At 67.7% G+C, this 23,796-nt stretch carries 18 protein-coding genes; 6 read left to right on the top strand and 12 right to left on the bottom strand.

What is annotated here, in order from left to right; all coding sequences use genetic code 11:
- Positions 1 to 16 precede the first annotated feature (16 nt).
- The gene (locus LT971_RS00815; protein WP_237004950.1) at positions 17 to 403 is read left to right on the top strand and encodes a universal stress protein; all 387 of its coding nucleotides are present in this window, start codon (positions 17 to 19) and stop codon (positions 401 to 403) included.
- A gap of 2 nt (positions 404 to 405) precedes the next feature.
- On the opposite strand, the gene LT971_RS00820 is transcribed toward LT971_RS00815, so the two are convergent.
- Positions 406 to 2,877: a DEAD/DEAH box helicase gene (locus tag LT971_RS00820; protein WP_237004951.1), complete on the bottom strand. Its 2,472-nt coding sequence runs from the start codon at positions 2,875 to 2,877 to the stop codon at positions 406 to 408.
- Positions 2,878 to 3,099: 222 nt separating this feature from the next.
- Here LT971_RS00820 and LT971_RS00825 point away from each other — a divergent pair, with 222 nt between their 5' ends.
- The gene (locus tag LT971_RS00825; RefSeq protein ID WP_237004952.1) at positions 3,100 to 5,433 is read left to right on the top strand and encodes an MEDS domain-containing protein; all 2,334 of its coding nucleotides are present in this window, start codon (positions 3,100 to 3,102) and stop codon (positions 5,431 to 5,433) included.
- 96 nt (positions 5,434 to 5,529) lie between these two features.
- Entirely contained in the window at positions 5,530 to 5,808 is a 279-nt protein-coding gene (locus LT971_RS00830) for a HalOD1 output domain-containing protein (protein ID WP_237004953.1), read from the top strand.
- A 48-nt stretch (positions 5,809 to 5,856) separates the two neighbouring features.
- On the opposite strand, the gene LT971_RS00835 is transcribed toward LT971_RS00830, so the two are convergent.
- From LT971_RS00835 to LT971_RS00880, 10 genes are all read right to left on the bottom strand, one after another.
- Positions 5,857 to 6,414, bottom strand: coding sequence for a dolichol kinase (locus LT971_RS00835; protein ID WP_237004954.1), 558 nt, complete (start codon positions 6,412 to 6,414; stop codon positions 5,857 to 5,859).
- Positions 6,411 to 8,141, bottom strand: coding sequence for a glycine--tRNA ligase (glyS, locus tag LT971_RS00840; protein WP_237004955.1), 1,731 nt, complete (start codon positions 8,139 to 8,141; stop codon positions 6,411 to 6,413). The genes LT971_RS00835 and glyS overlap by 4 nt, the downstream gene beginning before the upstream one ends.
- Positions 8,134 to 9,003 (bottom strand): CBS domain-containing protein, encoded by an 870-nt coding sequence (locus LT971_RS00845; protein ID WP_237004956.1) that lies wholly within the window; start codon positions 9,001 to 9,003, stop codon positions 8,134 to 8,136. Before LT971_RS00845 ends, glyS begins: the two co-directional genes overlap by 8 nt.
- Positions 9,004 to 9,069: 66 nt before the next feature.
- The gene (locus LT971_RS00850; RefSeq protein WP_237004957.1) at positions 9,070 to 9,690 is read right to left on the bottom strand and encodes a DUF7529 family protein; all 621 of its coding nucleotides are present in this window, start codon (positions 9,688 to 9,690) and stop codon (positions 9,070 to 9,072) included.
- A gap of 151 nt (positions 9,691 to 9,841) precedes the next feature.
- Entirely contained in the window at positions 9,842 to 10,270 is a 429-nt protein-coding gene (locus LT971_RS00855) for a DUF7555 family protein (RefSeq protein ID WP_237004958.1), read from the bottom strand.
- Positions 10,271 to 10,309: 39 nt separating this feature from the next.
- Positions 10,310 to 11,659, bottom strand: coding sequence for an ABC transporter ATP-binding protein (locus tag LT971_RS00860; RefSeq protein WP_237004959.1), 1,350 nt, complete (start codon positions 11,657 to 11,659; stop codon positions 10,310 to 10,312).
- On the bottom strand, positions 11,656 to 12,741 hold the full coding sequence (locus LT971_RS00865) for an ABC transporter ATP-binding protein (protein ID WP_237004960.1): 1,086 nt from the start codon (positions 12,739 to 12,741) through the stop codon (positions 11,656 to 11,658). The genes LT971_RS00860 and LT971_RS00865 overlap by 4 nt, the downstream gene beginning before the upstream one ends.
- Positions 12,741 to 14,225 carry an ABC transporter permease gene (locus tag LT971_RS00870; protein ID WP_442908488.1) on the bottom strand — a complete coding sequence of 495 codons (1,485 nt, stop codon included), beginning with the start codon at positions 14,223 to 14,225 and terminating at the stop codon, positions 12,741 to 12,743. The genes LT971_RS00865 and LT971_RS00870 overlap by 1 nt, the downstream gene beginning before the upstream one ends.
- A gap of 9 nt (positions 14,226 to 14,234) precedes the next feature.
- The gene (locus tag LT971_RS00875; RefSeq protein ID WP_237004962.1) at positions 14,235 to 15,248 is read right to left on the bottom strand and encodes an ABC transporter permease; all 1,014 of its coding nucleotides are present in this window, start codon (positions 15,246 to 15,248) and stop codon (positions 14,235 to 14,237) included.
- Between the two features lie 179 nt (positions 15,249 to 15,427).
- Positions 15,428 to 17,326 carry an ABC transporter substrate-binding protein gene (locus LT971_RS00880; protein ID WP_237004963.1) on the bottom strand — a complete coding sequence of 633 codons (1,899 nt, stop codon included), beginning with the start codon at positions 17,324 to 17,326 and terminating at the stop codon, positions 15,428 to 15,430.
- Positions 17,327 to 17,510: 184 nt separating this feature from the next.
- Between LT971_RS00880 and LT971_RS00885 the strand changes: the two genes are divergently transcribed.
- Together LT971_RS00885 and LT971_RS00890 are read left to right on the top strand one after the other, a co-directional pair.
- On the top strand, positions 17,511 to 17,675 hold the full coding sequence (locus tag LT971_RS00885; RefSeq protein ID WP_237004964.1) for a DUF7556 family protein: 165 nt from the start codon (positions 17,511 to 17,513) through the stop codon (positions 17,673 to 17,675).
- Between the two features lie 72 nt (positions 17,676 to 17,747).
- Positions 17,748 to 18,167: a PPC domain-containing DNA-binding protein gene (locus tag LT971_RS00890; RefSeq protein WP_237004965.1), complete on the top strand. Its 420-nt coding sequence runs from the start codon at positions 17,748 to 17,750 to the stop codon at positions 18,165 to 18,167.
- Between the two features lie 240 nt (positions 18,168 to 18,407).
- Here the strand turns inward: LT971_RS00890 and LT971_RS00895 are convergent, their stop codons facing one another.
- The gene (locus tag LT971_RS00895) at positions 18,408 to 19,457 is read right to left on the bottom strand and encodes an RNA-guided endonuclease InsQ/TnpB family protein (RefSeq protein WP_237004966.1); all 1,050 of its coding nucleotides are present in this window, start codon (positions 19,455 to 19,457) and stop codon (positions 18,408 to 18,410) included.
- A 149-nt stretch (positions 19,458 to 19,606) separates the two neighbouring features.
- Between LT971_RS00895 and LT971_RS00900 the strand changes: the two genes are divergently transcribed.
- Positions 19,607 to 23,752 carry a DNA-directed DNA polymerase II large subunit gene (locus LT971_RS00900; RefSeq protein WP_237004967.1) on the top strand — a complete coding sequence of 1,382 codons (4,146 nt, stop codon included), beginning with the start codon at positions 19,607 to 19,609 and terminating at the stop codon, positions 23,750 to 23,752.
- Positions 23,753 to 23,796: the final 44 nt, after the last annotated feature.

A 23,796-nucleotide genomic window follows, 5' to 3' on the forward strand; every position in this document is an offset into this window, starting at 1 on the left:
GTTCCCACCGGCACGTATGGACGTCCTCGTGCCCGTCGACGACTCGGACTGTAGCTTCCGCGCGCTGGACTTCGGCGCGGACATGGCAGCCCGCTACGACGCCACGCTGCACGTCGTCCACTTCGCCGACGAGTCGACCACCACGACCGACGCCGTTCTCGAGCGCGCCCAGCGCGTGCTCGACGCTCGCGGGGTCGACGCCGACCCGGAAGTGAACGCGGACGTCGACGTCCGGTCGGCCGGCCGCGTCGGCAGCGACATCCTCGACCTCGTCGACGAGCGCGGCTACGACCACGTCGTCATGGGCCACCACGGCGCCGGCACGATCGAGCGCGCAATCCTCGGTAGCGCCGCCGAGACGGTGCTTCGCGCCGAGAAAGTTCCGGTGACGGTGATTCCGTAGCCTCAGTCGGGCTGGTAGGCCGTCCCGACGACCTCCCGGATGCGTTCGGCGGTGACGCCGCCGACGCCGTCCGCGTCGGTGAGGTCGTCCTCGCTGGCGGTCATCACCGCCTCGACGCTCCCGAACGCCTCGAGTAACGAGCGCGCCGTCACCGGCCCGATGTCCGCAATCGAGGAGACGACGTACTCCTGCTGTTCACCGAGGGTCTTCGCGGCCTTCTCGCCGTGCGCACTCACCTCGCGGTCGCTGACCGTCTGCTCGCGCTCGGCGATGGTCTCGACCATCTCGGCGGTGTCGTCCTCGCTTCTGGTGTGGACGACGCTGACGCCCCAGTCGACCGCAAGCGACGCCAGCGCCGCCCGAATCGCGTTCGGGTGGACGTTCCGCTCGGCGTAGAGGTCGCCGTCGCCCTCCAGCAACAGGACGGGCCGCGTGTAGTGGCGTGTGAGGTCTCTGGCCTGCTCGAAGATGGAGCGGTCGCCGCCCAGCAGGGTGTCCATGAAGTCGCCGTGGGACTTCCGCTCGACGGCCACGCGGTCCGAGAGCACGTAGTCCCCGACGGCAAGCGTCTCCAGACGGGTCTCGACGCCGTCGCGCTTCGAGAGCTCGCGGGCGATGTTCGAGTCCAGCTCGCGCTGGTCGACGACCACCTCGACTGCATCCTCGTCGTCCGGGTCGCTGCTCGCGCGCGCCGCCACACCGTCGTCGTCGCCGTCCTCGGTGCTTCCCGCCACGTCCTCGGGGTCCGGCGCGTCGAAGTCGTCCAGGCCGACCTGCCCGTCGTCGGCGCTGGCCGTACTCTCCTCGCCGCTCCCGTTCGCGGCGGTCGGCTGCTCCACGTCGCCGTCGGGGGACTGGGCTGTCGACGCCTCGCCGTCCTCGTCGGCGAACTCGTCGAGGGCCTGCTGGTCGCCGCCGCCGAGCTCGGTCTCCAGCTCGTCGGCGAGCCCCTTCAGCTTCTGGAGCTCCTCGGTCATCTCCTGTTCGCGGCGCCGCGAGATCCAGAAGTACGCCTCGTCGCGGGTGTCCTCGGCCATCAACACGACGACCCGGCCCTCCGTCTGGCGGCCGGTCCGGCCCTTCCGCTGGACCGACCGGATGGCGGTGGGGACGGGCTCGAAGAACAACACGAGGTCCACCTCCGGGACGTCGAGTCCCTCCTCGGCGACGCTCGTCGACACCAGCACCTCGAATTCGCCGCTCCGGAAGTCCTCCAGCGTCTCGCGCTGTTCGGTCTGGGTCATGCCGTCCGAGCCGTCGGCGTCGCCCTGCCCGACGAACCGCCGGGTGTCGAAGTGCTCGCCGAGGAAGTCGGTCAGCGCCTCGGCGGTGTCTCTGGACTCGGTGAACACGATGACGCGGTCGCCGCCCTCGATGCCCAGCGTCTCCGCCAGCAGCATCCGGGCCTTCCGGAACTTCGGGTGGAGGCCGTCGAAGTCGTCAGCGGTCCGCATCGCCTGCTTGACCTTCGCCTCGCTCACGAGCCGCTGGCTGGCCTTCGACGCGCTCGCGGAGTTCGCGGCGTTCCGCTGGCGCTCGAAGTACCGCCGCACCGATTCCACGCTCTGCGTCTCGACGAGCTCGACGGCGCGCTTGAGCTTCATCACCTCGGCGTGGACGCTCATGCCCTGGTAGCCGTCGCTGTCGTCGTTGTCGATGAGCTGCTGGAGGCGCGCGCGGATCTTGTTCAGGTCCTTCTGGCTGATGTCCGGGCTGGACGCCTTCGTCACGCCGAGGTCCCGGAGCTGCTCCAGGCGGTCCTCGATGACCTCGTTGATGGCGTCCCGTATCTCCAGAATCTCGTCGGGGAGCGTGATGCGCTCCCACTGGACGTCCGTGTCGTACGTGTGCTCGCCGACGTCCGCGTCGTCCTCGGTCATCACCTCGACGTTCCCGACGCCGAGGTTCTCGCAGACCGTCCGAATCTCCTCCTCGTTGCCGCCCGGAGAGGCGGACATCGCCGTCACCAGCGGGTCGGCGGCGTCGGCGTGGTAGCGCTCAGCGATGTACGTGTACGCGTAGTCGCCGGTCGCCCGGTGGCACTCGTCGAACGTGCAGTGGACGACGTCCCGCAGGCTGATGCGACCGCCGACGAGGTCGTTCTCCACGACCTGCGGGGTGGCGACCACGACGCGGGCGTCGTTCCAGGCGTCCTCGCGGTCGTCGGGCCGCGTCTCGCCCGTGAACACGACCACCTCGTCGTCGGGCACTGTCAGCGCCTCCCGGTAGAAGGCGGCGTGCTGTTCGACCAGCGGCTTCGTCGGCGCCAGCAGCAGGGACTTCCCGGCGAGGTCCTCGTCGAGGCGGTACGCGGTCACCAGCAGGCTCACCGTCGTCTTCCCGAGGCCCGTCGGCAGGCAGACGAGCGTGTGGCCCTGCCGTGCTGACGCCGCCAGCTGCAGCTGGTACTGGCGCGCCTCGATGACGCCATCTGTGAGCATCGGGTGGTCGACGTAGCCCGTCTCCTCCGGCATTCACCGCCGGATACGTCGCTCTCGCGGTTAAGCGTTCGCGTACCGCGGTGGAAGTGGAGACGCGGCCAGACCCCTCCTACTTCCAACACGTATAGTTACACACGAAATGGTGTGATATTTAGCATTGTGCTACTATGTACCAAACAACACCGTTCGGTCGGCCGGCTCGCGCGCCCCCACCCCGCCACTGGTGCGAGCGGCCGACCGTCGGCACACTCCCACATGACTGACCTCGAGCGCAGCCCCGGCCACGACCACTTCACCCACGTCTACAGCAGCCGCCGCGAGCAGTTCGAGACGGTCGTCCCGTACCTCCAGGCAGGCCTCGAAGCGGGCGACAAGTGCGTGTACGTCGCCAGCCAGAACACGCGCCGGGAGGTGCTCGACGCGCTCGAAGACGGCGGCATCGACGTCGAGACCGCGCTTGCGGCCGGGGACCTCGCCGTCTACGACAGCCACGAGGTCTTCCCCGAGGGCCGCGACGTCACGGCCGCCGAGCTCCTGGACATCCTCCAGGCCGCCGTCGAGGACGCGCTCGCAGACGGCTACGACCGCGTCCGCTCCACCGGGGAGATGTCGTGGCTGCGCGACCACGACCTCGACGCGGCGGCCGCCGCGGCGTTCGAGGACCACCTGAACGACATCGCACCCGACTACCCCTGGGTCATTCTCTGCCAGTACCACCGCGACCGGTTCTCGCCGTCGTTCCTCGACGAAGTGCTTCGCACCCACCCCCAGATTCTCCGGGCGGGCACCGAGTGCCACAACGAGTACTACCGGGGGCCGGACGCGCCAGTCCCGACCGAGGCGACCATCGACCGGAAGCTGCAGGCGGCGTTCGACCGCGAGGGCCTCGCCACCGCCCCCGGCGACACCGCGCCGCCGCTGGTGGCGCTGGCGAACGCATCGAGACAGCTCGTCGACGCCGACCGCCCGGCGGCCCGCCAGCTCCTCGTCGACGCGGCGGCCGACGTCCTGTCGGCTGCGTACGTCGCCGTCTGGACGTTCGACGCCGGCAACCTCGAACCCGCCGTCTCCCGGACGACGACCGCAGTGGCGCACGCGGACCCCGCCCGGGCACTGGCCGACGTCGCGTGGACCGCCTTCGAGGACGACGAACCCCGGGAGTTCTCCGCCGGCGCGCCGACCGGGGTCGCGGACGCCACGCTCTCGGCCGGCGTCGCCCACCCGGTCGGGCCGGAGACCGTCCTGCTGGTCGCGACCGAGGACGGCGCTCCCGGGCTCTCGGACGCCGAACGGACGTTCCTCGACGCGCTCGCGGCGACCGCCCGGACCGCACTGGCGCGGCGCGCCGCCGAGACGGAACTGGACGAACACCGCGCGAAGCTGTCGACGCGGACGGAGCGCGCGGACCGGCTGCGCCGCATCACCGCCGCGTTCCGCCGCATCAGTCGCGCGGTCGTCGACGCCACCACGACGGACGAGGTGCTTGCGTCGACCTGCGAGGCGCTCGTCGACGTCGGCGACGCCACCTTCGCGTGGGTCGGGACGTTCGACGCCGCGGCCGGGACGCTCACGCCAGCCTACTCCGCTGGCGACGAACGGGGCTACCTCGACGCCGTCTCGGTCCCGGCCGACTGGGTCGACCGCGAGCCCACCGGGCGGGCCGCCCAGACCACGACCGTCCAGCGCGAGGCGACCATCCGCGACGGCCCGGCGCTGGCTCACTGGCAGAAACACGCACTCCGCCGCGGGTTCCAGTCGGTCGTCAGCCTCCCGCTGGCCTACGACGAGTATCGGTACGGCGCCCTCTCGGTGTACAGCGACGCCCCCGGGACGTTCGACGAGGAGGTGACGGAGGTCCTCGACGAGGTCACGGACCTGGTCGCGTACGTGCTCTCGGCGGTCGAACAGAAGCGGGCGCTCGTCGACGACGCGGTCACGGAACTGGACGTCCGTGTGCGCCACGGGGGGAGTCTCGCAGTCTCGCTCGCCGAGCGCACCGACTGCGAGCTGTCGATGGACGGCGTCACGTCCGACGGGGACAGTGCAGCGCGCCTGTTCCTGACCGTCCGGGGGATGTCGCCCGAGGCGGTCGACGAGGTGGCGAAGCGAGCCCGGGACGTCGAGTCGGCCGAGCTCGTCGCCGAGGGCGCGGACCACGCGCGCTACGAGTGCGTCCTCGTGGACGAGAGTCTGGTCGCGACGCTGCTCGACCACGGGGCCTCCCCCACGGAACTGACGGCTCGGGACGACGCCGCACGGTTTACCGTCCAGTTACCCCGCGAGCGCTCGGTCCGCAAGCTCCTGGACGTGCTCACGGAACAGTACCCGGAGACGGAACTGCTCGCGCGCCGCGACCGCAACCGCTCGCCGACGGCGACCCGCGACTTCCCCAGTCGGTTCGAGGACGAGCTCTCGGAGCGCCAGCTCGAGATTCTGGAGGCGGCGTACTTCGGCGGCTACTTCGAGTGGCCTCGCGAACAGACCGGTGAGGACGTCGCCGACTCCATGGGCGTCACTCAACCCACGGTCAACCGCCACCTCCGTGCGGTCCAGCGGACGCTGTTCGCGGAGCTCCTCGAGGACGGCTGAGACGCATCGTTTAGGTGTATAAACGCAGCCGGGCGGCGGCAGTAATGCATCTAGCGACAACGGGTATCTGGTGACCAGTCCCTGCTTGAAAGTGGCATGGCAAAGCATCCAGGAGCGGCCGTCGAGCGACGCGCGCCAGAAGGCGACGTCTGTGCCTCCGTCGTGGCTGCCGTCTCGGAGGCCACCGGCGCCGAGAACGACTCTCTGGATCCGCTGTACACCGTGGTCGAACCCGGCGTACTGCGGTCGCTATGCCAGACGCGACCCGGTGTCGAGGGGCACGTCACGTTCACCTGGGCTGGTTGCGAGGTCACGGTCCACAGCGACCGCCGCGTCCTCGTTCGAGAGCGGACTGCCGGCCGCCCCGCCGACTGACGCCACGGCGGGCCGGCGGCAGTCGACACGGCGACCGACAGCCGACACTCAGACCGCGAGCACCAGCCACATCGCGGCCGCCGACCCGAGTGGGATCGTCGCGTTGTCGTCGAGGACGTACCCCCGAACCACGGGCGTCGTGCCGTCGGCGAGCGTCGCGGCCAGCGCGCCCGCCACTGCTGCCGGCAGCGGCACCGCCAGCAGGCTCGCGATGGCGAGACAGACGCCGAACGTCGCCAGCAGCACCCAGCCCGCCTTCAGCCCGGTGCCGCCCGAGGACAGCAGGCCGCTGACCGGGTCGCCCAGCGACAGCATCAACAGCGCCGGCACCGCGATGGGCGGCGCGAACACGAGCACCGTCGCCGCCGCTGCGAGCATGTACAGCGCGTACCCAGCGGGGTTGTCCTGTTCGTACTCGCGCGTCAGCGCGTCGTAAATCCACCAGCTCACGCGCCCCGACAGCCGCAGGGCCTCGAGGACGACGGCGACGCCGGCGCCGACGACGAACACCGCCTGCACGACCGGCCACCCGACGACGCTCGCGAGGAACGCACCGGGGACGAGCGCGCCGCTGGCGTGCACGAGCCGGCGGCTGAGCTCGCTCACAGCTCCTCGAAGCTGGCGTCGCCGTCCCGGAGCCGCGTCAGGACGGTCGGCAGGTCCTCGACGGGGACCCGGGTCTGCTCGGTGGTGTCGCGGTCCCGCACTGTCACCGCGCCCTCCTCGAGGGCCTCGTAGTCGACAGTGACGCAGTACGGCGTGCCGACCTCGTCCTGCCGGCGGTACCGCCGGCCGATGTTCCCGGAGTCGTCGTACGTCACCGACAGGCCGGCCTCCCGGAGGTCGGCGGCGAGCTCGCGGGCGCGCTCGCCGAGCCCGTCCTTGTCCATCAGCGGGAACACGCCGACGGTCGTCGGCGCGACCTCCGCGGGCAGCCGCAACACGTCCCGGCTCTCGCCGTCGACCTCGTCGGTCTCGTAGGAGTGGGCCAGCGCCGTGTAGACGGCGCGGCCGACGCCGAACGCCGGCTCCACGACGTGCGGGACGATGTGGCGGCCGGACTCGGTCTCCTCGGCGACCTCGAAGCCGGTCTGCTCGGTCGGGACGGTGTACTCGGTGCCGTCGACCTCGACGGTCACCTCCTCGCCGTCGAACGCCGACCGGTCGCGGGCGGCGAGGTCGGCGAGCGCGTCCGCCACCTCGCCGGCGTCACCGCCGAACTCGGGCCCGAGGTACGACATCTCGGGGTCGACGGTCGCGCGCTCGACGGTCTTCGGCTCGTCGTACGCCTGGAACACGGTGAAGCTGTCGTCGGCGTGCTCGTCGTGCTTCGTGAGGTCGTAGTTCGTCCGCGACGCCACGCCCTCCAGCTCCACCCAGTCGCCGCCGACCTCGCCCTCGGCGTCCCAGCAGTCCGAAGCGTAGTGTGCGAGCTCGCCGGGCAGGTGCTGGCGGAACCGGAACCGGTCCATGTCCACGCCGACGCGCTCGAACCACTGCTTCGACCGCGCGAGGAAGTACGCCACCCACTCGCCCGCCACGACGCCCTCCGCGAGGGCCTCCTGTGGCGTCAGTCGCAGGTACTCCTCGCCGTCCGCCTGCTGTGCCTCGACGGGGTACAGCGGCAACTCTACGTCGGCCACCCGGTCGAGGTTCGGGCCGTCGTCCTCGGGGTCCACGAAGAACTCAAGCTCCGCCATCGTGAACTCCCGCGTCCGCAGCAGAGCGTTGCGCGGCGAGATCTCGTTGCGGTAGCCGGCGCCGATCTGCGCGACGCCGAACGGCAGCTGGTTGCGGGCGTACTCCTTGAGCCGCGGGAACTCCGTGAACATCCCCTGGGCCGTCTCCGGCCGCAGGTAGCCCGGGTCGCCGTCGCCCGGCCCGATGGTCGTCTCGAACATCAGGTTGAAGCCCTCCACGGGCTGGCCGACCAGCGACACGCCACACTCCGGACAGACGAGGTCGTGCTCGGCGATGAGCGCCTCGACCTCGTCGGTCGGCACGGACTCCGCGTCCTCCACGTCCGTGTTGTCCTCGACGACGTGGTCGGCGCGGTGGCTCTCCCCGCAGTCCGGGCACTCCACGAGCATGTCGTCGAAGTCGTCGAGGTGGCCCGACGCCCGGAACACGGGCTCCGGCGTCACCGTCGGCGAGTCGATCTCCATGTTGCCCTCGCGGGTGACGAAGCGGTCGCGCCACGCGTCCTCGACGTTCCGTTTCAGCGCCGCGCCCTCCGGGCCGTACGTGTAGAAGCCCGCGACGCCGCCGTAGGCCTCGTTCGCCTGGAAGAAGAACCCGCGGCGGCGCGCGAGCTCGCTCAGCTCCTCACTCATCGCTGTGGCCGTCGACGAGTGCGGACAGCAAGTCGACGTCCCGCACGATGCCGGCGAGCTCGTCGCCGGACACCAGCGGAATCTGCTCGATGTCCTTGTTCAGCATCGTCTGTGCGGCGTCGCGGGCCGTCCGCTTCCCGGTCACAGTCACGACGTCGTCGGTCATGAACTCCCGGACCGGCTCCGCGGGAATCTGGACGTTCCGCGTCGGCAGGTACCGGCTGCCGACGGCCTTGATGGACTCCCACTTCCAGTCGTCGTCGTCGGCCGCCATCGAGTCGCCGGTGTTGTCCTCGCCCTCGACGACCCGCGCCACCTCGATTACGTCGACCTCGGTCAGCACGCCGACCATGTCGCCGCTGTCGCCGAGCACGACCGAGTACGGCACCTTCGCGTACGAAATCTGGCGCTCGGCGACCGTCAGCGGCGTCCCCTCGTAGGTGGTGTTCACGTCACGTCGCGCGAGCCCGCCGACCTCCGTGTCGCCGTTGGCCTGCCCGTCGGCGATGGCTCGCACCACGTCTGTCACCGTCACGATGCCCTCGAGGTGGCCGTCGTCGACGACCGGCACCCGCCGCGTCCCCGACTCCACCATCAGCGCCGCGACCTCGGGGATGGTCGTATCCTTGCTGGTGGTCGGGACGTCCCGCATCAGAATCGCCAGCTGGTCCTCCTCGGGGCGCTCGATGAGGTCGTCCCGCGAGATGAGTCCGCGGTACTGCTCGCCGTCCTCGTCGGACTTCACGACGGGCACGGAGGAGAATGCCCGCTCCTGGAGGTACTCGAGGATGTCGTCCCGCGTCCCCGGCAGTTCGACCGTCACGACGTCAGCCCGGGGTGTCATCGCGTCAGCGACGTTCATGTAGCCGTCGTAGTCTCCCCACCCATTTGTAGGCTACGACACCGCGTGACACCGACTCAGGGCCGTCTACACCAGCTCGAAGTCCATCGGGTCCTCGGGCAGGTCGTCGGCGCGCGGGAAGAACTTCTCGTAGCCCTCGTGGCGGAACGTCCCCAGCCGCGTCTTGTCCAGCGTCCGCACGAACGTGAACGTCTCGCCCTCCTCGCGGGCCGCCCACGCCGCCATCTTGGTGTCCCGGAGGTGGTACGCGCCCGCCAGCAGGATGACGCGCTCGACCTCGTGGTCGACGAGCTCCTCGACGATGAACGCGTCCGCCTGTACCTCGCCGCGGTAGACGTCGTACTGGCCGTACTCGCCGGCCTCGAACGCCTCGACGAACTCGTCGGCGTCGTCGTCCGGGATGACGAACTCCATGCCGTACTCGCCGTCCTCGTCGTTCGAGTCCCGGCCGATAGGACCGGCGTCGACCGCGACGATGTCAGTGACCTCGTAGCCCTCCTCGCGCCACTCCTCGGCGATGGCGCGCATGTCCGCGATGGTGTCCTCCCAGGCGGCCTTCAGCTCGCCGGCGGTGTCCTTGAGCTCTGCTGCGCGTCGCTCGTGCTCCTCGACTGCGGCCGCCGTCTCGGTGACGGCGTCGTCGGACACGTCCGGGTCGTCCTCGGCGTGACCGGGTGCTTCAACCATACCGCTGGGTTAGCGAGTCACACTCAAGTATCCTTTCGTGACAGCTGTACCGTGCGTGTCGCCGAGTACGCGGCGCTACCGATTCGGAGAGCACTCCCGTGAAAACGTACCGCGAACTGGGCCCGGCCGACTCGGACTCGGCGTCGGCCAGCTACGGCCCGATGCCGAACAGCTGCTCCATAGCCAGCGACACCAGCAGCGTCACCAGCGCGCCGAGGAACACGCGAGCGCCCGTCGGCAGCCGCCCCGACGGCGGCAGCGGCCGGAACCGGGCCGGCGGTACCCGCTGGACGAGGTGCTGGAACTTCGTCTCCGGGTCGTCGGCCGCCGTCTCACCGAACGCCAGCAGGCCGCTGTCGTCGTCGTCTTTCCACGCGGCCGTCGGCCGCAGCATCATCGTCCCGGCGAACAGCGTCAGCCACCCGAACGCGAACAGCCCGAACTTCACGCCCGGCGCGACCGCACTACCGACTGCTAGCGCCGCCAGCGCCGAAATTGCCACGAACACGGCCACGAGCACGACCACGTACGACACGAGGTCGAACAGCTGCGCGACCCGGTCGGGGTCGACGTCGGCCACACCGGACTGTCCCGAATCGCTGGAGGGCGCAGACATCGCTTACGAGAAGTCGTGGACGTCCTGGTACGTTTGCGTGCCCATGTACTCCTCTCGGTGGCGGTGACACCGGCTCACGCGGCCCGTGTCACCGACTGCGAGCTGCTCGGGCTCCTCGTTCTCGCAGACGCTCCCGAACTCCTCGTGGAGCACTTCCTGTGCGGAGACCAGGTCGTCGCGCTCGACGTGCTCGACTGCCTCGTCGATGTACTGCTGGACGTCGCTGGGTACGTCCAGCTGGTCGAAGGTGTCCGCGACGACCTCCTCGACGTCCATGCCAGTCGTCTCCATGCCGAGCAGCCCCCGGAGCCGATCGCGGACGGACTTCGTCACGTCGCCGCGCTCCCGGAGCACCTCGCGGAACACCTCGATGCCCTCCCAGACGTCGTCGTCGAGGTTCTCGTAGGCGTCGGGCCGAATCTTGTACGGGCACCGCGTGCTGAACACGCAGCCCGACGGCGGGTCCCGCGGGCTCGGCGGCGTCCCGCGCAGCGTGATGCGGCTCTTCTCCGCGTTCGGCTTGGGTTCGGGAATCGCCGACAGCAGCGAGTTCGTGTACGGGTTCGCGGGCTCGTCGAAGATCGCGTCGACCGGCCCGATCTCCATGATGTTCCCGAGGTACATCACGGCCACCCGGTCACAGATGTGCTCGACCACGGAGAGGTCGTGGGCGATCAGCAGGTACGTCAGCCCGAACTCGTCCTGGAGGTCGTCCAGGAGGTTCAGGATCTTCGCCTGCACGGAGACGTCCAGCGCCGACACCGGCTCGTCCAGCACCAGGAAGTCCGGCTCCAGCGCGAGCGCGCGAGCGATACCGATGCGCTGCTTCTGGCCGCCGGAGAACTGGAACGGGTACCGGTAGTAGTGCTCCTCGGACAGCCCGACGACGTCCAGCAGCTCGCGGACGCGCTCGCGGCGCTTCTGTGGCGTCTTCCAGCTGTGGACGTTCAGGGGCTCCATGACGAGCTCCCCGACGGTCATCCGCGTGTTCAGGCTGGAGTCGGGGTCCTGGAACACCATCTGGACGTTCTGGCGCCACTCCTTGAGCTTCTTTCCGGAGAGCGTCGTGATGTCCGTGCCGTCGTACTCGACGGAGCCAGCCGTCGCGGTCTCCAGTTGCATCAGCGTCCGGCCGAGCGTCGACTTCCCGCAGCCGGACTCGCCGACGAGCCCGAGAGTCTCCCCGCGGTGGACGTCGAACGTCACGCCGTCGACCGCCTTCACGGGCTTCCCGCCGAGCAGGCCGCCCTCCTCGCCGTAGTACGTCTTCAGGCCGTCGACCTCGACGAGCCGCTCGCCGGACTGTGCCCCCATCGCCTCGTCTTCGCGTCGCTCCTGGTACAGTGACGTCATTCGGTCACCTCCTGTTCGGTCGCGTCCTCACGCGACTGGTGTAGTTCCACGGCCTCGGTCTGCCCGACGTCGTCGGGGTACAGCAGGCACGCCGCCTCGTGGTCGTCCGTCTCGTCGTCGACCTCGACGGGCACCGGATGCACCTGTTCGCAGTCGTCGAACGCCTTCGGGCACCGCGGCGCGAACCGGCAGTACGTCGCCGGCTCGTTCGGCGTGGGCACCTCGCCCTCGATAGTCGTCAGCGCCGACCCGCGCTCGTTCCGGCTCGGGATGGACTCCAGCAGCCCCTGCGTGTAGGGGTGCTTGGGGTTGTTGAACAGCTCCTCGACCGGCGCCGACTCCACGACCTCGCCCGCGTACATCACGTTCACGCGGTCGGACACCTCGGCGATGACGCCCATGTCGTGCGTGATGAACATGATGCCGAGGTCGTGTTCGTCTTTCAGCTCGTGCAGCAGGTCCAGAATCTGGGCCTGAATCGTGACGTCGAGTGCCGTCGTCGGCTCGTCACAGATCAGGAGGTCGGGGTCGCAGGCCAGCGCAACCGCGATGACGGCGCGCTGGCGCATCCCGCCCGAGAACTGGTGTGGGTACTCCTTGATGCGGCGGGGCGCGTCGGGAATCCCGACGTCTTCCAGCAGCTGGATGGCTTTCTCGGTGGCCTCCCGGCCACGCATCCCCTGGTGGAGCCGCAGCGACTCCTTGATCTGGTTCCCGACTGTGTAGACGGGGTTCAGCGACGACAGGGGGTCCTGGAACACCATCGCGATTTCGCCGCCGCGCATCCGCTGCCACTCCTTCTCGGAGTTACCGACGAGCTCCTGGCCCTTGTACTGGATGGACCCGCCGACCACGCGGCCCGGCGAGTCGATGAGACCCATGATGGACCGCGCCGTCACGGACTTCCCGGAGCCGGACTCGCCGACGATACCGACGGACTCGCCGGCCCGGATGTCGAAGCTCACGCCGTCGACGGCGCGAATCGTCTCCTTGTCGGTGAAGAACGCCGTCTGGAGGTTGTCGACCGACAGCAGCGGCTCTTCCTCGGCGCGACCCTCGGGTGCGTACGCGCTGTCGCTCATCACGCACCACCCCCTGCGGCAGCGGCCTCACCGGACGAGTCGCCGCTGCTGCTCTGCGGGTCGATCGCGTCACGGATGCCGTCCCCGAGCGCGTTGAACCCGAGGACGAGCAGCGTGATCATCACGCCCGGCAGCACGGAGATGTGCCAGGACTTCGTCGTGATGAGGTCCTGTCCGCCCGCGATGGCGCGGCCGAGTTCGGGGGTCGGCGCGGTGACGCCGAGCCCGAGGTACGACAGGCCGGCGGCGCCGATGATGTAGCCACCGAGGCTCATCGAGAGGTAGATGAGCAGGTAGCCGATGACGTACGGCGCCACGTGTTTCTTCACGATGCTCCACGGCCGGTCACCGAAGCCTTTCGCGGCGGTCACCCACTCGTTCTCGACGATCTGGAACGAGGGTCCACGGATGGCGCGCCACAGCCCCATCCACCCCCATATGCCGAAGAGGAACGCGAGGAGGAACGCGCCACTGTAGATGTCTGAGATCCAGTGTTCCTGTAGTACTGTAACCAACATGATGAGCACCAGCAGCCGGGGCATCGCGGAGAACGCGTCGCTGGTCAACACGGTCGCGAGGTCTACCAGCCCCTTGTAGTACGATGTCAGTAGCGCCAGCGACAGCGCGATGCCGCCGGCCAGTGCGGACGCGAACAGCCCGATGAACAGCGAGATGCGTCCGCCGAACGCCATGAACGTGAACAGGTCTTTCCCCGTCGTCAGTGTCCCGAACGGATGGAATCGGTCGTACTTGTCGTACGTCCACAGGCCGAAGTTCTGCCGGTCACCCCGGGATTTCGACGCGAGGTTCGCGCTCCCGGCGGTCACTTCCTGCACCTCGCCGGCGTTCTCGTTGTAGTATTTGACCATGCTGTTCTCCGTGTCGTACGGATTGGTCATGTTCTGGGACTCCGTCGTCGGGCTCACCGCCGGCGCGAACAGCGCCATGACGAGGAATGCGGCGACGATGATCAGTCCGAAGCGGCCCCAGTTGTGGCTGCGGAACCGGTCGATCATGTCGTCGGCGGGCGTCCAGTCCGCGTACCGGTAGTGCCGCCGGAACGTCATGTAGCCGCGCCACGCCCAGTACGCCGTCACTGCCGCGTAGACGTAGACGAGCGTGAGCCGAATCAGCCACGCGTACGCGGGCTCGAGGCCGAGGAACGTCCCCTGCCAGCCCTCGCCCGGCACGTGGTAGCCCCGGTTCGGAATCCACTGTCGCTCGAGCAGCGTCGGCACTTCGGCGAACGCGTTCCCGACGTCGGCGAACACGCTGCCGATGCCCGTGACGACGCCGCCGATTGCCGCCGGCAGGACGTCTGCGAGACCCTTGACCGGCACGTCCCACGGGATGGACATGATGCCGCCCCAGATGGCGCCGAACTCGAGCAGGAGCAGGAACGCCATGACGGCACCCCAGCGGGCGGCGGGGCCGGGGTTCTCCTTCACTCGCTCGACGATGCTGTCGTTCTTGTTCTCAGTCATTGACATAGTTCACTCACCTTCGAAGCCGACGCGGGGGTCGACGATCGTGTACAGGAAGTCCTGGAGGATGTTCAGCCCGACGATGAGCAGGATGATGAGGTACATCATCGCGACTGCGAGGGGGAGGTCGCCCCGCGCCATCGCGTTGAAGAACAGCCAGCCGATGCCGTTGATTCCGAAGACGCTCTCGATGAGCACGGACCCGCCGACGAGCACGCCGGCCTCCGCGGTGATGACGGGAATCAGCGGGATGAGGGCGTTCCGGAAGATGTGCTTCCAGACGATGCTGCGGCCGGGGACGCCCTTCGCGCGCGCCATCTCGACGTAGTTGGAGTTCTTCGCCTCGAGGAACGCTGTCCGCCCGATGCGCATCTCATTGCCCATCGACGCGGATCCGAGCACGAGCGCGCCCGGGAGCACGACCTTCACCGCGGCGATGAAGTTCAGCGGCTGGAGGAGGTTGTCCATCTCCGGCGTGCCTGCGACGTTCGTGGACACGATCCAGGTCTCCCAGTTGAATCCGAACAGCCAGTACTCCGAACTGGACAGGACCATCAGCATGATGACCGCCAGCCAGAAGTTCGGCATCGCACGCCACACGATACCGGTGAACGACGCCGTGTAGTCACCGAGCGTGTTCGGCCGCAGTCCCGCGTAGAACCCCAGCGGGATGCCGACGAACAGCGGGAGGATGACCGCCAGCGCACCCATCAGCACGGTCCGGGGTGCGTAGGAGAGAATCACCTCGTTGGCGGCGACGTCGGGCCGGATGACCCACGACTCCCCGAGGCTGAAGGTGAACATGTCTACCATGTACTGGAAGTACTGCTCCCAGAGCGGCTGGTTCAGCCCCAGCTGCTGTTCGAGGTTCTGGATCTGCTCCGAGGTTGCTCCCATTCCCAGGATGGACGTCACCGGGTCTATCGGTCCGGCGTAGATGATGAAGAACGTCAGTGACGTCCCGAAGATTATCACTGGAATTGACAGTACGAGTCGTTTCGCGAAGTATGTCCACCGGCTCATATGTGCATGCCTCGGGTTGTGCGACTGGTTTGCATTCTTCTCTGTCTCATATTCGCGTTTAGGTCTTGTGCTTCGGAGGGTTCGGGGCGCACTGACGGCTTTCGTACCGAAATACGACTACGTCGTTGCCGCGTTCGAAAAAACGGGGGACGGTTCGGTCGGCTGGCCGACTGACTCGATTACTCGTACTCGCCGCGGTCCATGATGCCCGTGGTGTTGGACTTCGAGCGGGAGCCGCCCATCGCACCGACGCGCGGGGAGTCGACCCACTGGTAGCTGTAGCCCTGCGTGATGCCGTGGTACAGCGGAATGTAGACGGCGTCCTCCTCGATGGCTGCTTCCATCGTCTGGCCGCCTTCCGCACGGGCCTCCTGCATGCCGGTCCCGTAGTTGCTCTGGATCTGTTCCCAGCCTTCCTTGGCCTGCTCGGCAGCGGTGGCGTTCTCGCCCCGCCAGTTGATGTAGCCGGTGAAGCTCTCGGAGGAGGTGTTCGTTGCCGGCGGGTACGCGAGGTTCAGGAAGTTGTCGGCACCCGGGTAGTCGGCGATCCAGCCGAGGAAGTACATGTCGAAGTCGCCCTGACGGCCGGTGTTGAGGAACGCGTTCCAGTCGGCCGACTGGAGCTCGATGTCGATGTACGCCTCGGTGAGCTGGTCGCGGAGCAGCGTGAACAGGTCGCTACCCCACGAGGACGCGGTGCCCGACGGCATGTTGAAGCTCATCGAGAAGCGGTTGTCCGGCCCGTAGCCGGCGTCCTCCATGACCTGAGTCGCCTTGCCGAGCTGCGGCCCCATCTGGTAGCCGTACTCGTATTCCTGCGCGAGGCTCTCGTACTCCGAGGGGCCGCCCGGGAAGATGGACGGCGGCGTGAAGTGGTAGGCCTGCTTCGCGGGCCGCGGGTAAATCTCGTTGACGAACGTCTGCTGGCTGAACGTGTACGCGACGGCCTGGCGGACCGGCTTCGGAACGTTCTGGACGTTGAACCCGATGTAGAAGGTCGACAGCGTCGCGACCTCGTAGTAGTCGGCCGTCAGGTCGTTGTCCATCGGGCCGTAGGTACCGTAGCGGCGGCCACGGTCGTCAGTACCCTCGAAGTTGCGGAGCTCGGGGTCGTACTGCGAGCTCGGGATGTACGGCGAGTCCGCGTTGACGTTGACGGTCGCGTACGTGTACCGCGGGTTCGACTCGTTGAAGATGGCCTTGTTGATGCCGGCGTTCCGCGGGTCCATCCCGTGGTAGTCGTCGCGGGCGTCGAGGCTGACCTCGGACGCCTGCTCCCAGGTGTTCAGGACGTACGGACCGGCGCCGATGGGGTTCTCGGTCGCGAACGTCTGGTAGTCCATCTCGCCCTCGTAGCCCTCGACGTCGCCGAGGAGGCCCTCGGGGACGGCGGAGAACGAGGTGTACGCGAGCATGCTCGTCGCCGCGTAGAACGGCTGCTCGAGTTCGATGCGCAGCGTGTAGTCGTCCTCGGCCTCGACGGCGAGGGTGCCGGGCTCGTAGACCTCGACTTCCTCCTCTTCGCCGTCGTCGTTCTCCCGAGTCTCCGTCGTCGTCTCGTGTGCGATGGCGAGAGTGCTCAGGATGAAGCTCTTGCGGCGGGAGTTGTCGGAGGCAGCGAGTCGCTCGAAGGAGTAGACGAAGTCCTGTGCCGTGACCTCGTCACCGTTGCTGTACGTGGCGCCCTCCTTGAGCGTGAACGTCAGCACCGCACCGTCCTCTTCGGTCTCGAGGTTCGTCGCGAGGAGGTTCTCGACGTTGGTCTGACCGTTCGGGTAGTTGGTCAGGGCGTCGAAGATGTTCTGGATGTTCGCGCCGGACGTGGTGTCCGTCGCCTTGATCGGGTCGAGGGTGTCCATCGTCCCGATGTTGAGCGCGCGAACGCGCTTGCTCGGGTCGACTTCGCCCTCGCCCATTCCTTCCTCGGTCGTTCCGTCGTCTTCGGGGGCAGTCGTCGTCTCGTCTTCGCCGTCGTCACCGTCTCCGCCGCCGGTACAACCGGCCAGGGCGGCTGCGGTCGCAGCGGCACCAGTTCCCTGCAGGAACCGACGCCGGGAGAGGTTGTCAGTATCTGTCATCCACACGCGGATTACTAATCTATATTCATAAACTTACCGCTTCTGTGGGGGTCTTCGGTGACAAATTCCGCGCGATGGCGGCAGAAACGCCGCTGTGTCGGCGTCAACACGGTACCATGTGACAATGTAACTTTCGGACGCTTCGACGCGCTTAAGTATCGTCTGTGACGTTGTAGCACACGTCATGTCGACTGACGCCGCCAACTCGGCACACTGCGGGACCGACGTGATGGCCTCACTGGACGACGACGGCCCCGAGTCCCGACTCGTCATCGCGGACATCTCCACGGACGACGCGTGGGTGTCCGTCACCGAAGCCGACGCCACACCGCTCTCGGCGTGGCGATAAGCGCAGCGTCGTCGACCACCACCACACCCCGGAACGCGAGGACTTTTCCTCACCCGCGTCCTTGTCGCGGCCATGAACGTCCGCGAAGTCACGGGCGGCCGCGAGTTCGTCGTCAGCCTCGACCACGGCGCCGAGTGGCGCTCCGAACTCGAGACGCTAGCCGCCGACGAGGACATCGACGCCGCCTGGTTCGTCGGACTGGGCGCCGTCCAGGACGCGGAACTCTGGTACTACGACCAGGACGACTTCGAGTACAAGTCCGCCGAGTTCGACGAGCCACTAGAGGTCGCCAGCTGCGTCGGGAACGTCTCCGACCTCGACGGCGAGCCGTTCGCACACACGCACGTCACACTGTCTAGACGGTCGGGGCAGGCGCTGGCCGGCCACCTCGAGCGAGCGACCGTGTTCGCCGGCGAGGTGTACGTCCGGGAGCTCGACACGGAACTGGTCCGCGAGCACGACGCGGCGACCGACCTCGACCTCTGGCTTTGACATCCTCCCCGCCCTAAGGGGCGAGGATTCCCCGAAGGGGATATTCAGGTTGCGCGTTTCCTCGGTTCTCAAGTACGCTTTCGCGTGGAACGTCGACGGTCGCCACCGAGTTGTGACCAACGGTGTGCGTTACAGCGCGTACAGCCGTGTCAAAGCGGCCTTCCTCCCCGGTCACGCCGGGCGTCGAAGACGGCGGGTTCTTCAGCCCGCGAGGCCGCACGGTTCGCGTCAGCCGAACTGCTACGCCGTGCATGGTTCTCCCTCCCGCTGTGCGATGTTCTCCGCCCCGTTCAGGTCCGAGTGTCGCTCTCGACCACACGACGGACACGAAAAGTGGTCGCCGTCGCGGGTACCGTACTCGTCACAGACCGAACACCGCTGGCTGGTGTCCTCCGGGTCCACCTTCTCGACCCGGACACCGGTGCGTTCGGCCTTGTAGACGATGAACTCCTGCAACTGATGGAAGTGCCACGAGTGGACCCCACGCCAGTCCGACCCAGCGCGGATGCCTTCGAGGTCTTCGAGGCGGAGAACAGGGTTCTCAAACTGCTCTATCCAGTCGATGAGGCGGCGGGAGGCCGTGTGATTGAGGTCACGAATCCGGCGGCTTTCTTTGTCATCTGCACGGTTGAGTGCGCGAAGCGCACCCGCTTCCTGAAGCGACTCGCGCAGGGAACGAAAGTGTCGTCGGATGTATTTCGCCTCTCGACCGGATACCAGCATCGACTTGTCGGTGTCCTCGGCGTGAGCCGCCAGCAGGTTGTTGTGGCCTACGTCCACGCCGATGGCCGTCTCTCCATCGGGGTTAGTATCGTATTCAACGTTGAACGTACAGAACCAGTCCTCACCCCGGCGGTAGACTTGAAGCCGTGTTTTGTCAGCCTTGCCGCTTAGGACACGACGAACGGCGTCGTCTACGTCGTCGTACACTTCGATGGGGGTGTACCACCATCCGGAGATGCAGGGAAAGCCGACGATAACCGAACCGTTCTCGGTGGTGTCGATCTCCCAGTTTTGGTTGTTAAGGGCGAACGGTTGGCTCTGCCGGTAGGACACAGCGCCGTCCTCCTGATGGTCGGCCTTGGCTTCGCGGATGGCTTGGTTCTGGATGGCCGAGTAGAGACCGTTGTCGATGCTGGCCGTGGTCACGGACTTGTCGAAGTCATCGTTCTCCCACCCGTCGATACAGAATTGCTTGGTGTCCCGGTAGAGTTGGGCGGCGCGTTGCCACTCTTTTCGCCGAGAGAGCGACGGGTTGTGGAACTTGACGGTGACCGTCGTCGTAACCACGATTACAGTTGTATATCTCTGCAGATATTGAAAAGGCTTTCGTAGAACCGGTGGGAATGCCGGGCTATGCCACCGACTCCGGTTGTGGAATCGGGCTTACGGATTTATTCCCGCTCTGAAGCGCGGGGCTTTCTCCTGCGGTCCACGTAATGCGGCCGGAAGACGAGTCGTACTTCGCGTCGCTGGAAGCCGACCTCGACGACGCCTTCGACGTCGCGGAAGCCGCGAAGCGACGCGGGGCCGACCCCGAGCCCGAGGTCGAGATTCCGGTCGCGAAGGACATGGCCGACCGTGTCGAGAACATCCTCGGCATCGACGGGGTCGCCGAGCGGGTGCGAGAACTGGAGGGCGAGATGAGCCGCGAGGAGGCCGCCCTCGAACTCGTCGAGGACTTCGTCGACGAGCGCGTCGGCGACTACGAGACGGACGCCGGCAAGGTCGAGGGCGCGGTGCGGACGGCGGTCGCGCTCCTCACGGAGGGCGTGGTCGCGGCGCCCATCGAGGGCATCGACCGCGTCGAGGTCAACGCCAACGACGACGGCACGGAGTACGTCGCCGTCTACTACGCCGGCCCCATCCGGTCTGCGGGCGGCACCGCGCAGGCGCTCTCGGTACTGGTCGCCGACTACGCCCGGTCGCTGCTGGACATCGACGAGTTCGAGCCCCGGGACGACGAGATCGAGCGCTACGCCGAGGAGGTCGGCCTCTACGACTCCGAGACCGGCCTCCAGTACTCGCCGAAGGACAAGGAGACGAAGTTCATCACGGAAAACTGTCCGGTGATGCTGGACGGCGAGGCCACCGGCAACGAGGAGGTCGACGGCTTCCGGGACCTCGAACGCATCGCGACGAACTCCCCGCGGGGCGGGATGTGTCTCGTGCTCGCGGAGGGCATCGCGCTGAAGGCGCCGAAGATCCAGCGCTACACCCGGAACCTCGACGAGGTCGAGTGGCCGTGGCTCCAGGACCTCATCGACGGCACCATCGGGGAGAACGAGGCCGACCAGGGGGAGGCCTCGGAGGACGCGAGCGGCGAAGCCGCGAGCGGTGCAGAAGACCAGTCCGACGCCGACGACGAGCCCGAGGGCCCGCCGCGCGCGGAGCCCTCCGACAAATTCCTCCGCGACCTCATCGCCGGCCGACCGGTCTTCGGCCACCCATCCAAAGAGGGCGGCTTCCGGCTGCGGTACGGCCGCGCCCGCAACCACGGGAACGCGACGGCGGGCGTCCACCCGGCGACGATGCACCTGCTGGACGACTTCCTCGCGACCGGCACCCAGATCAAGACCGAGCTCCCGGGGAAGGCGGCGGGCGTCGTGCCCGTCGACACCATCGAGGGACCGACCGTGAAGCTCGCGAACGGCGACGTCCGCCACATCGAGGACCCCGCCGAAGCCCTCGAGGTCCGGAACGGCGTCGAGGAGATTCTGGACGTCGGCGAGTACCTCGTGAACTACGGCGAGTTCGTGGAGAACAACCACGAGCTCGTCCCCGCGTCGTACGCGCCCGAGTGGTGGATTCAGGACTTCGAGGCCGCCGGCGCCGACGTGCAGGCGCTCCGGGACTCGCCGTACGTCGACCTCGAGGACCCGGACGCCGACCAGGCCATCGAGTGGGCGACCGAGTACGACGCTCCGCTGCACCCCGCCTACACGTACCTCTGGCACGACATCGACGTCGAGCACTTCGAGATTCTGGCCGACGCAGTCGCCGACGGCCGCATCGAGGCACGGGACGGCAGCGAGACCGGCGACGGCGCCGACAGCGACCACGGCGTGCTCGTCCTCGACCACACCGACGCCGTCCGAGAGTCCCTCGAGGCGCTGCTCGTCACCCACAACCAGGGCGACGACGTCCTCCGCGTGGACGACTGGCTGCCGCTCGCGCGCTCGCTGGGCGTCGGCGGAGCGCGAAACGCCTCGGAACCGCCGAGCGGAGCGTCGCTCCACGAGGCCGAGTCCCTGGAGCGCGAGTGGGAGGACCTCTCCGCGGACGCGCGCGAGTGGCCGAACGCCGTCCGCGCCGTCAACGACGTCGCCCCCTTCGAGGTCCAGGAGCGCGCCCCCACCCGCATCGGGAACCGCATGGGCCGCCCGGAGAAGTCCGAGTCCCGCGACCTCTCCCCCGCCGTCCACACCCTCTTCCCCATCGGGGAGGCCGGCGGCAGCCAGCGCGACGTGGGCGACGCCGCCCGCTACGCGCCCGACATGGCCGACACCCCCGGCGAGATTCCCGTTCAGGTCGGCGACCGCGTCTGCCCGGACTGCGGTGACCACACCTACGAGGCCCGCTGTCCGGACTGCGGCGAGTGGACCGACCCACACTACGAGTGCGACGACTGCGGCGCCGTCGCCGAACCCGACGAGTCCGGCCGCGTCCAGTGCCCGCGCTGCGAGCGCGACCTCGACAACGTCACCACGCAGGTCGTCGACGTCGGCGACGAGTACCGCTCCGCGCTCCAGGCTGTCGGCGAACGCGAGAACGCCTTCGACCAGCTCAAGGGCGTCGAGGGGCTGATGTCCGCGGAGAAAGTCCCCGAACCGATGGAGAAGGGCGTCCTCCGCGCGAAACACGGCGTCACCGCGTTCAAGGACGGCACCGTCCGCTACGACATGACCGACCTCCCGGTCACCGCCGTCCGTCCCCGTGAACTCGACGTCACGGCCGACCACTTCCGCGAACTCGGCTACACCGAGGACGTCCACGGCGACCCACTCGAACACGACGACCAGCTCGTCGAACTCCGCGTGCAGGACGTCGTGCTCTCGGACGGCGCCGCCGAGCACATGCTCAAGACCGCCGACTTCGTCGACGACCTCCTCACCCAGTACTACGGTTTAGAGCCCTTCTACGAGGTCGAGGAGCGCGGCGACCTCGTTGGCGAACTCGTCTTCGGCATGGCGCCACACACCTCCGCCGCCGTCGTCGGCAGGGTCATCGGCTTCACGTCGGCGTCGGTCGGATACGCCCATCCGTACTTCCACGCCGCGAAACGCCGTAACTGCTTCCACCCGGACACGAACGTCTGGTTCGAGAACGAAGCTGGCGAGTGGCACCACGACCACATCGAGACACTGGTCGAGGACCGAATCGACCCGGATACGGCCGACGAGGACGACTTCGGGGCGCTCGTGCAGGAACTCGACGGCGACGTGTTCGTCCCGTCGGTGACCGAGGACGGCGACATCGTCCAGAAGCCGGTCGAAGCTGTCTCGAAGCACGTCGCTCCGGACCACATGGTCGAAATCGAGACGGACGGTGGGCGCGAGCTCACCGTCACGCCGGACCACGAAGTGCTCTGTTGGACTGGGAGCGGATCCGAGCGGGTCGAAGCGCGCGAACTCGAGGGAAGTGAAACGCTGCTGACGAGCCCACGGAAACAGCCGACCTCGGAGGCGTCTGGTCTGGCCGCCGTTGACGGCGGCACGACGCTCGACGATGTCGCGTCTGTGGAGTTCGTCGCTTCTGACACCGCCCACACCTACTGTCTCACCGTTGCCGACACACACTCCCTGTTTGCCGACGGCTTAGCTGTCGGGCAGTGCGACGGTGACGAGGACTGCGTGATGCTCCTGATGGACGGACTCGTGAACTTCTCGAAGTCCTACCTCCCGGACAAGCGCGGCGGGCGGATGGACGCGCCGCTGGTGATGTCCTCCCGAATCGACCCGTCGGAGATCGACGACGAGGCGCACAACGTCGACATCGACCGCGAGTACCCCCGAGAGTTCTACGAGGCGACCCGGGAGCTCGCGGACCCCGAGGACGTCGAAGACCTCGTGACCATCGCGGAGTCGACGCTCGGCACCGACGAGGAGTACACGGGCTTCGGGCACACCCACGACACGTCGAACATCCACCTGGGGCCGGAGCTGTCGGCGTACAAGACGCTGGGGTCGATGATGGACAAGATGGACGCCCAGCTGGAGCTCTCCCGGAAGCTCCGGTCCGTGGACGAGACGGACGTCGCCGAGCGCGTCATCGAGTACCACTTCCTCCCGGACCTCATCGGGAACCTCCGGGCCTTCAGCCGCCAGGAGACGCGGTGTCTGGACTGCGGGGAGAAGTACCGCCGGATGCCGCTCACCGGCGACTGCCGGGAGTGCGGCGGCCGCGTGAACCTCACCGTCCACGAGGGCTCCGTGAACAAGTACATGGACACCGCCATCCAGGTCGCCGAGGACTACGACTGCCGCGAGTACACGAAACAGCGCCTCGAGATCATGGACCGCCGGCTGGAGTCAATCTTCGAGAACGACAAGAACCGCCCCTCGACCATCGGGGACTTCATGTGACGAACGCTCCCCGCAGACGGATTCTCGTGGGGGTTCGGGCGAGC

Origin of the sequence: Halobacterium rubrum (assembly GCF_021729015.1) — an archaeon.
Lineage (GTDB): Archaea > Halobacteriota > Halobacteria > Halobacteriales > Halobacteriaceae > Halobacterium > Halobacterium rubrum.

Excerpts from the sequence above, each read along its gene's own strand:
- LT971_RS00815 (WP_237004950.1), top strand. The coding sequence starts at position 17 with ATGGACGTCCTCGTGCCCGTCGACGACTCGGACTGTAGCTTCCGCGCG.
- LT971_RS00820 (WP_237004951.1), bottom strand. The coding sequence starts at position 2,877 with ATGCCGGAGGAGACGGGCTACGTCGACCACCCGATGCTCACAGATGGC.
- LT971_RS00825 (WP_237004952.1), top strand. The coding sequence starts at position 3,100 with ATGACTGACCTCGAGCGCAGCCCCGGCCACGACCACTTCACCCACGTC.
- LT971_RS00830 (WP_237004953.1), top strand. The coding sequence starts at position 5,530 with ATGGCAAAGCATCCAGGAGCGGCCGTCGAGCGACGCGCGCCAGAAGGC.
- glyS (WP_237004955.1), bottom strand. The coding sequence starts at position 8,141 with ATGAGTGAGGAGCTGAGCGAGCTCGCGCGCCGCCGCGGGTTCTTCTTC.
- LT971_RS00845 (WP_237004956.1), bottom strand. The coding sequence starts at position 9,003 with ATGAACGTCGCTGACGCGATGACACCCCGGGCTGACGTCGTGACGGTC.
- LT971_RS00850 (WP_237004957.1), bottom strand. The coding sequence starts at position 9,690 with ATGGTTGAAGCACCCGGTCACGCCGAGGACGACCCGGACGTGTCCGAC.
- LT971_RS00860 (WP_237004959.1), bottom strand. The coding sequence starts at position 11,659 with ATGACGTCACTGTACCAGGAGCGACGCGAAGACGAGGCGATGGGGGCA.
- LT971_RS00865 (WP_237004960.1), bottom strand. The coding sequence starts at position 12,741 with ATGAGCGACAGCGCGTACGCACCCGAGGGTCGCGCCGAGGAAGAGCCG.
- LT971_RS00870 (WP_442908488.1), bottom strand. The coding sequence starts at position 14,225 with ATGACTGAGAACAAGAACGACAGCATCGTCGAGCGAGTGAAGGAGAAC.
- LT971_RS00875 (WP_237004962.1), bottom strand. The coding sequence starts at position 15,248 with ATGAGCCGGTGGACATACTTCGCGAAACGACTCGTACTGTCAATTCCA.
- LT971_RS00880 (WP_237004963.1), bottom strand. The coding sequence starts at position 17,326 with ATGACAGATACTGACAACCTCTCCCGGCGTCGGTTCCTGCAGGGAACT.
- LT971_RS00885 (WP_237004964.1), top strand. The coding sequence starts at position 17,511 with ATGTCGACTGACGCCGCCAACTCGGCACACTGCGGGACCGACGTGATG.
- LT971_RS00890 (WP_237004965.1), top strand. The coding sequence starts at position 17,748 with ATGAACGTCCGCGAAGTCACGGGCGGCCGCGAGTTCGTCGTCAGCCTC.
- LT971_RS00900 (WP_237004967.1), top strand. The coding sequence starts at position 19,607 with ATGCGGCCGGAAGACGAGTCGTACTTCGCGTCGCTGGAAGCCGACCTC.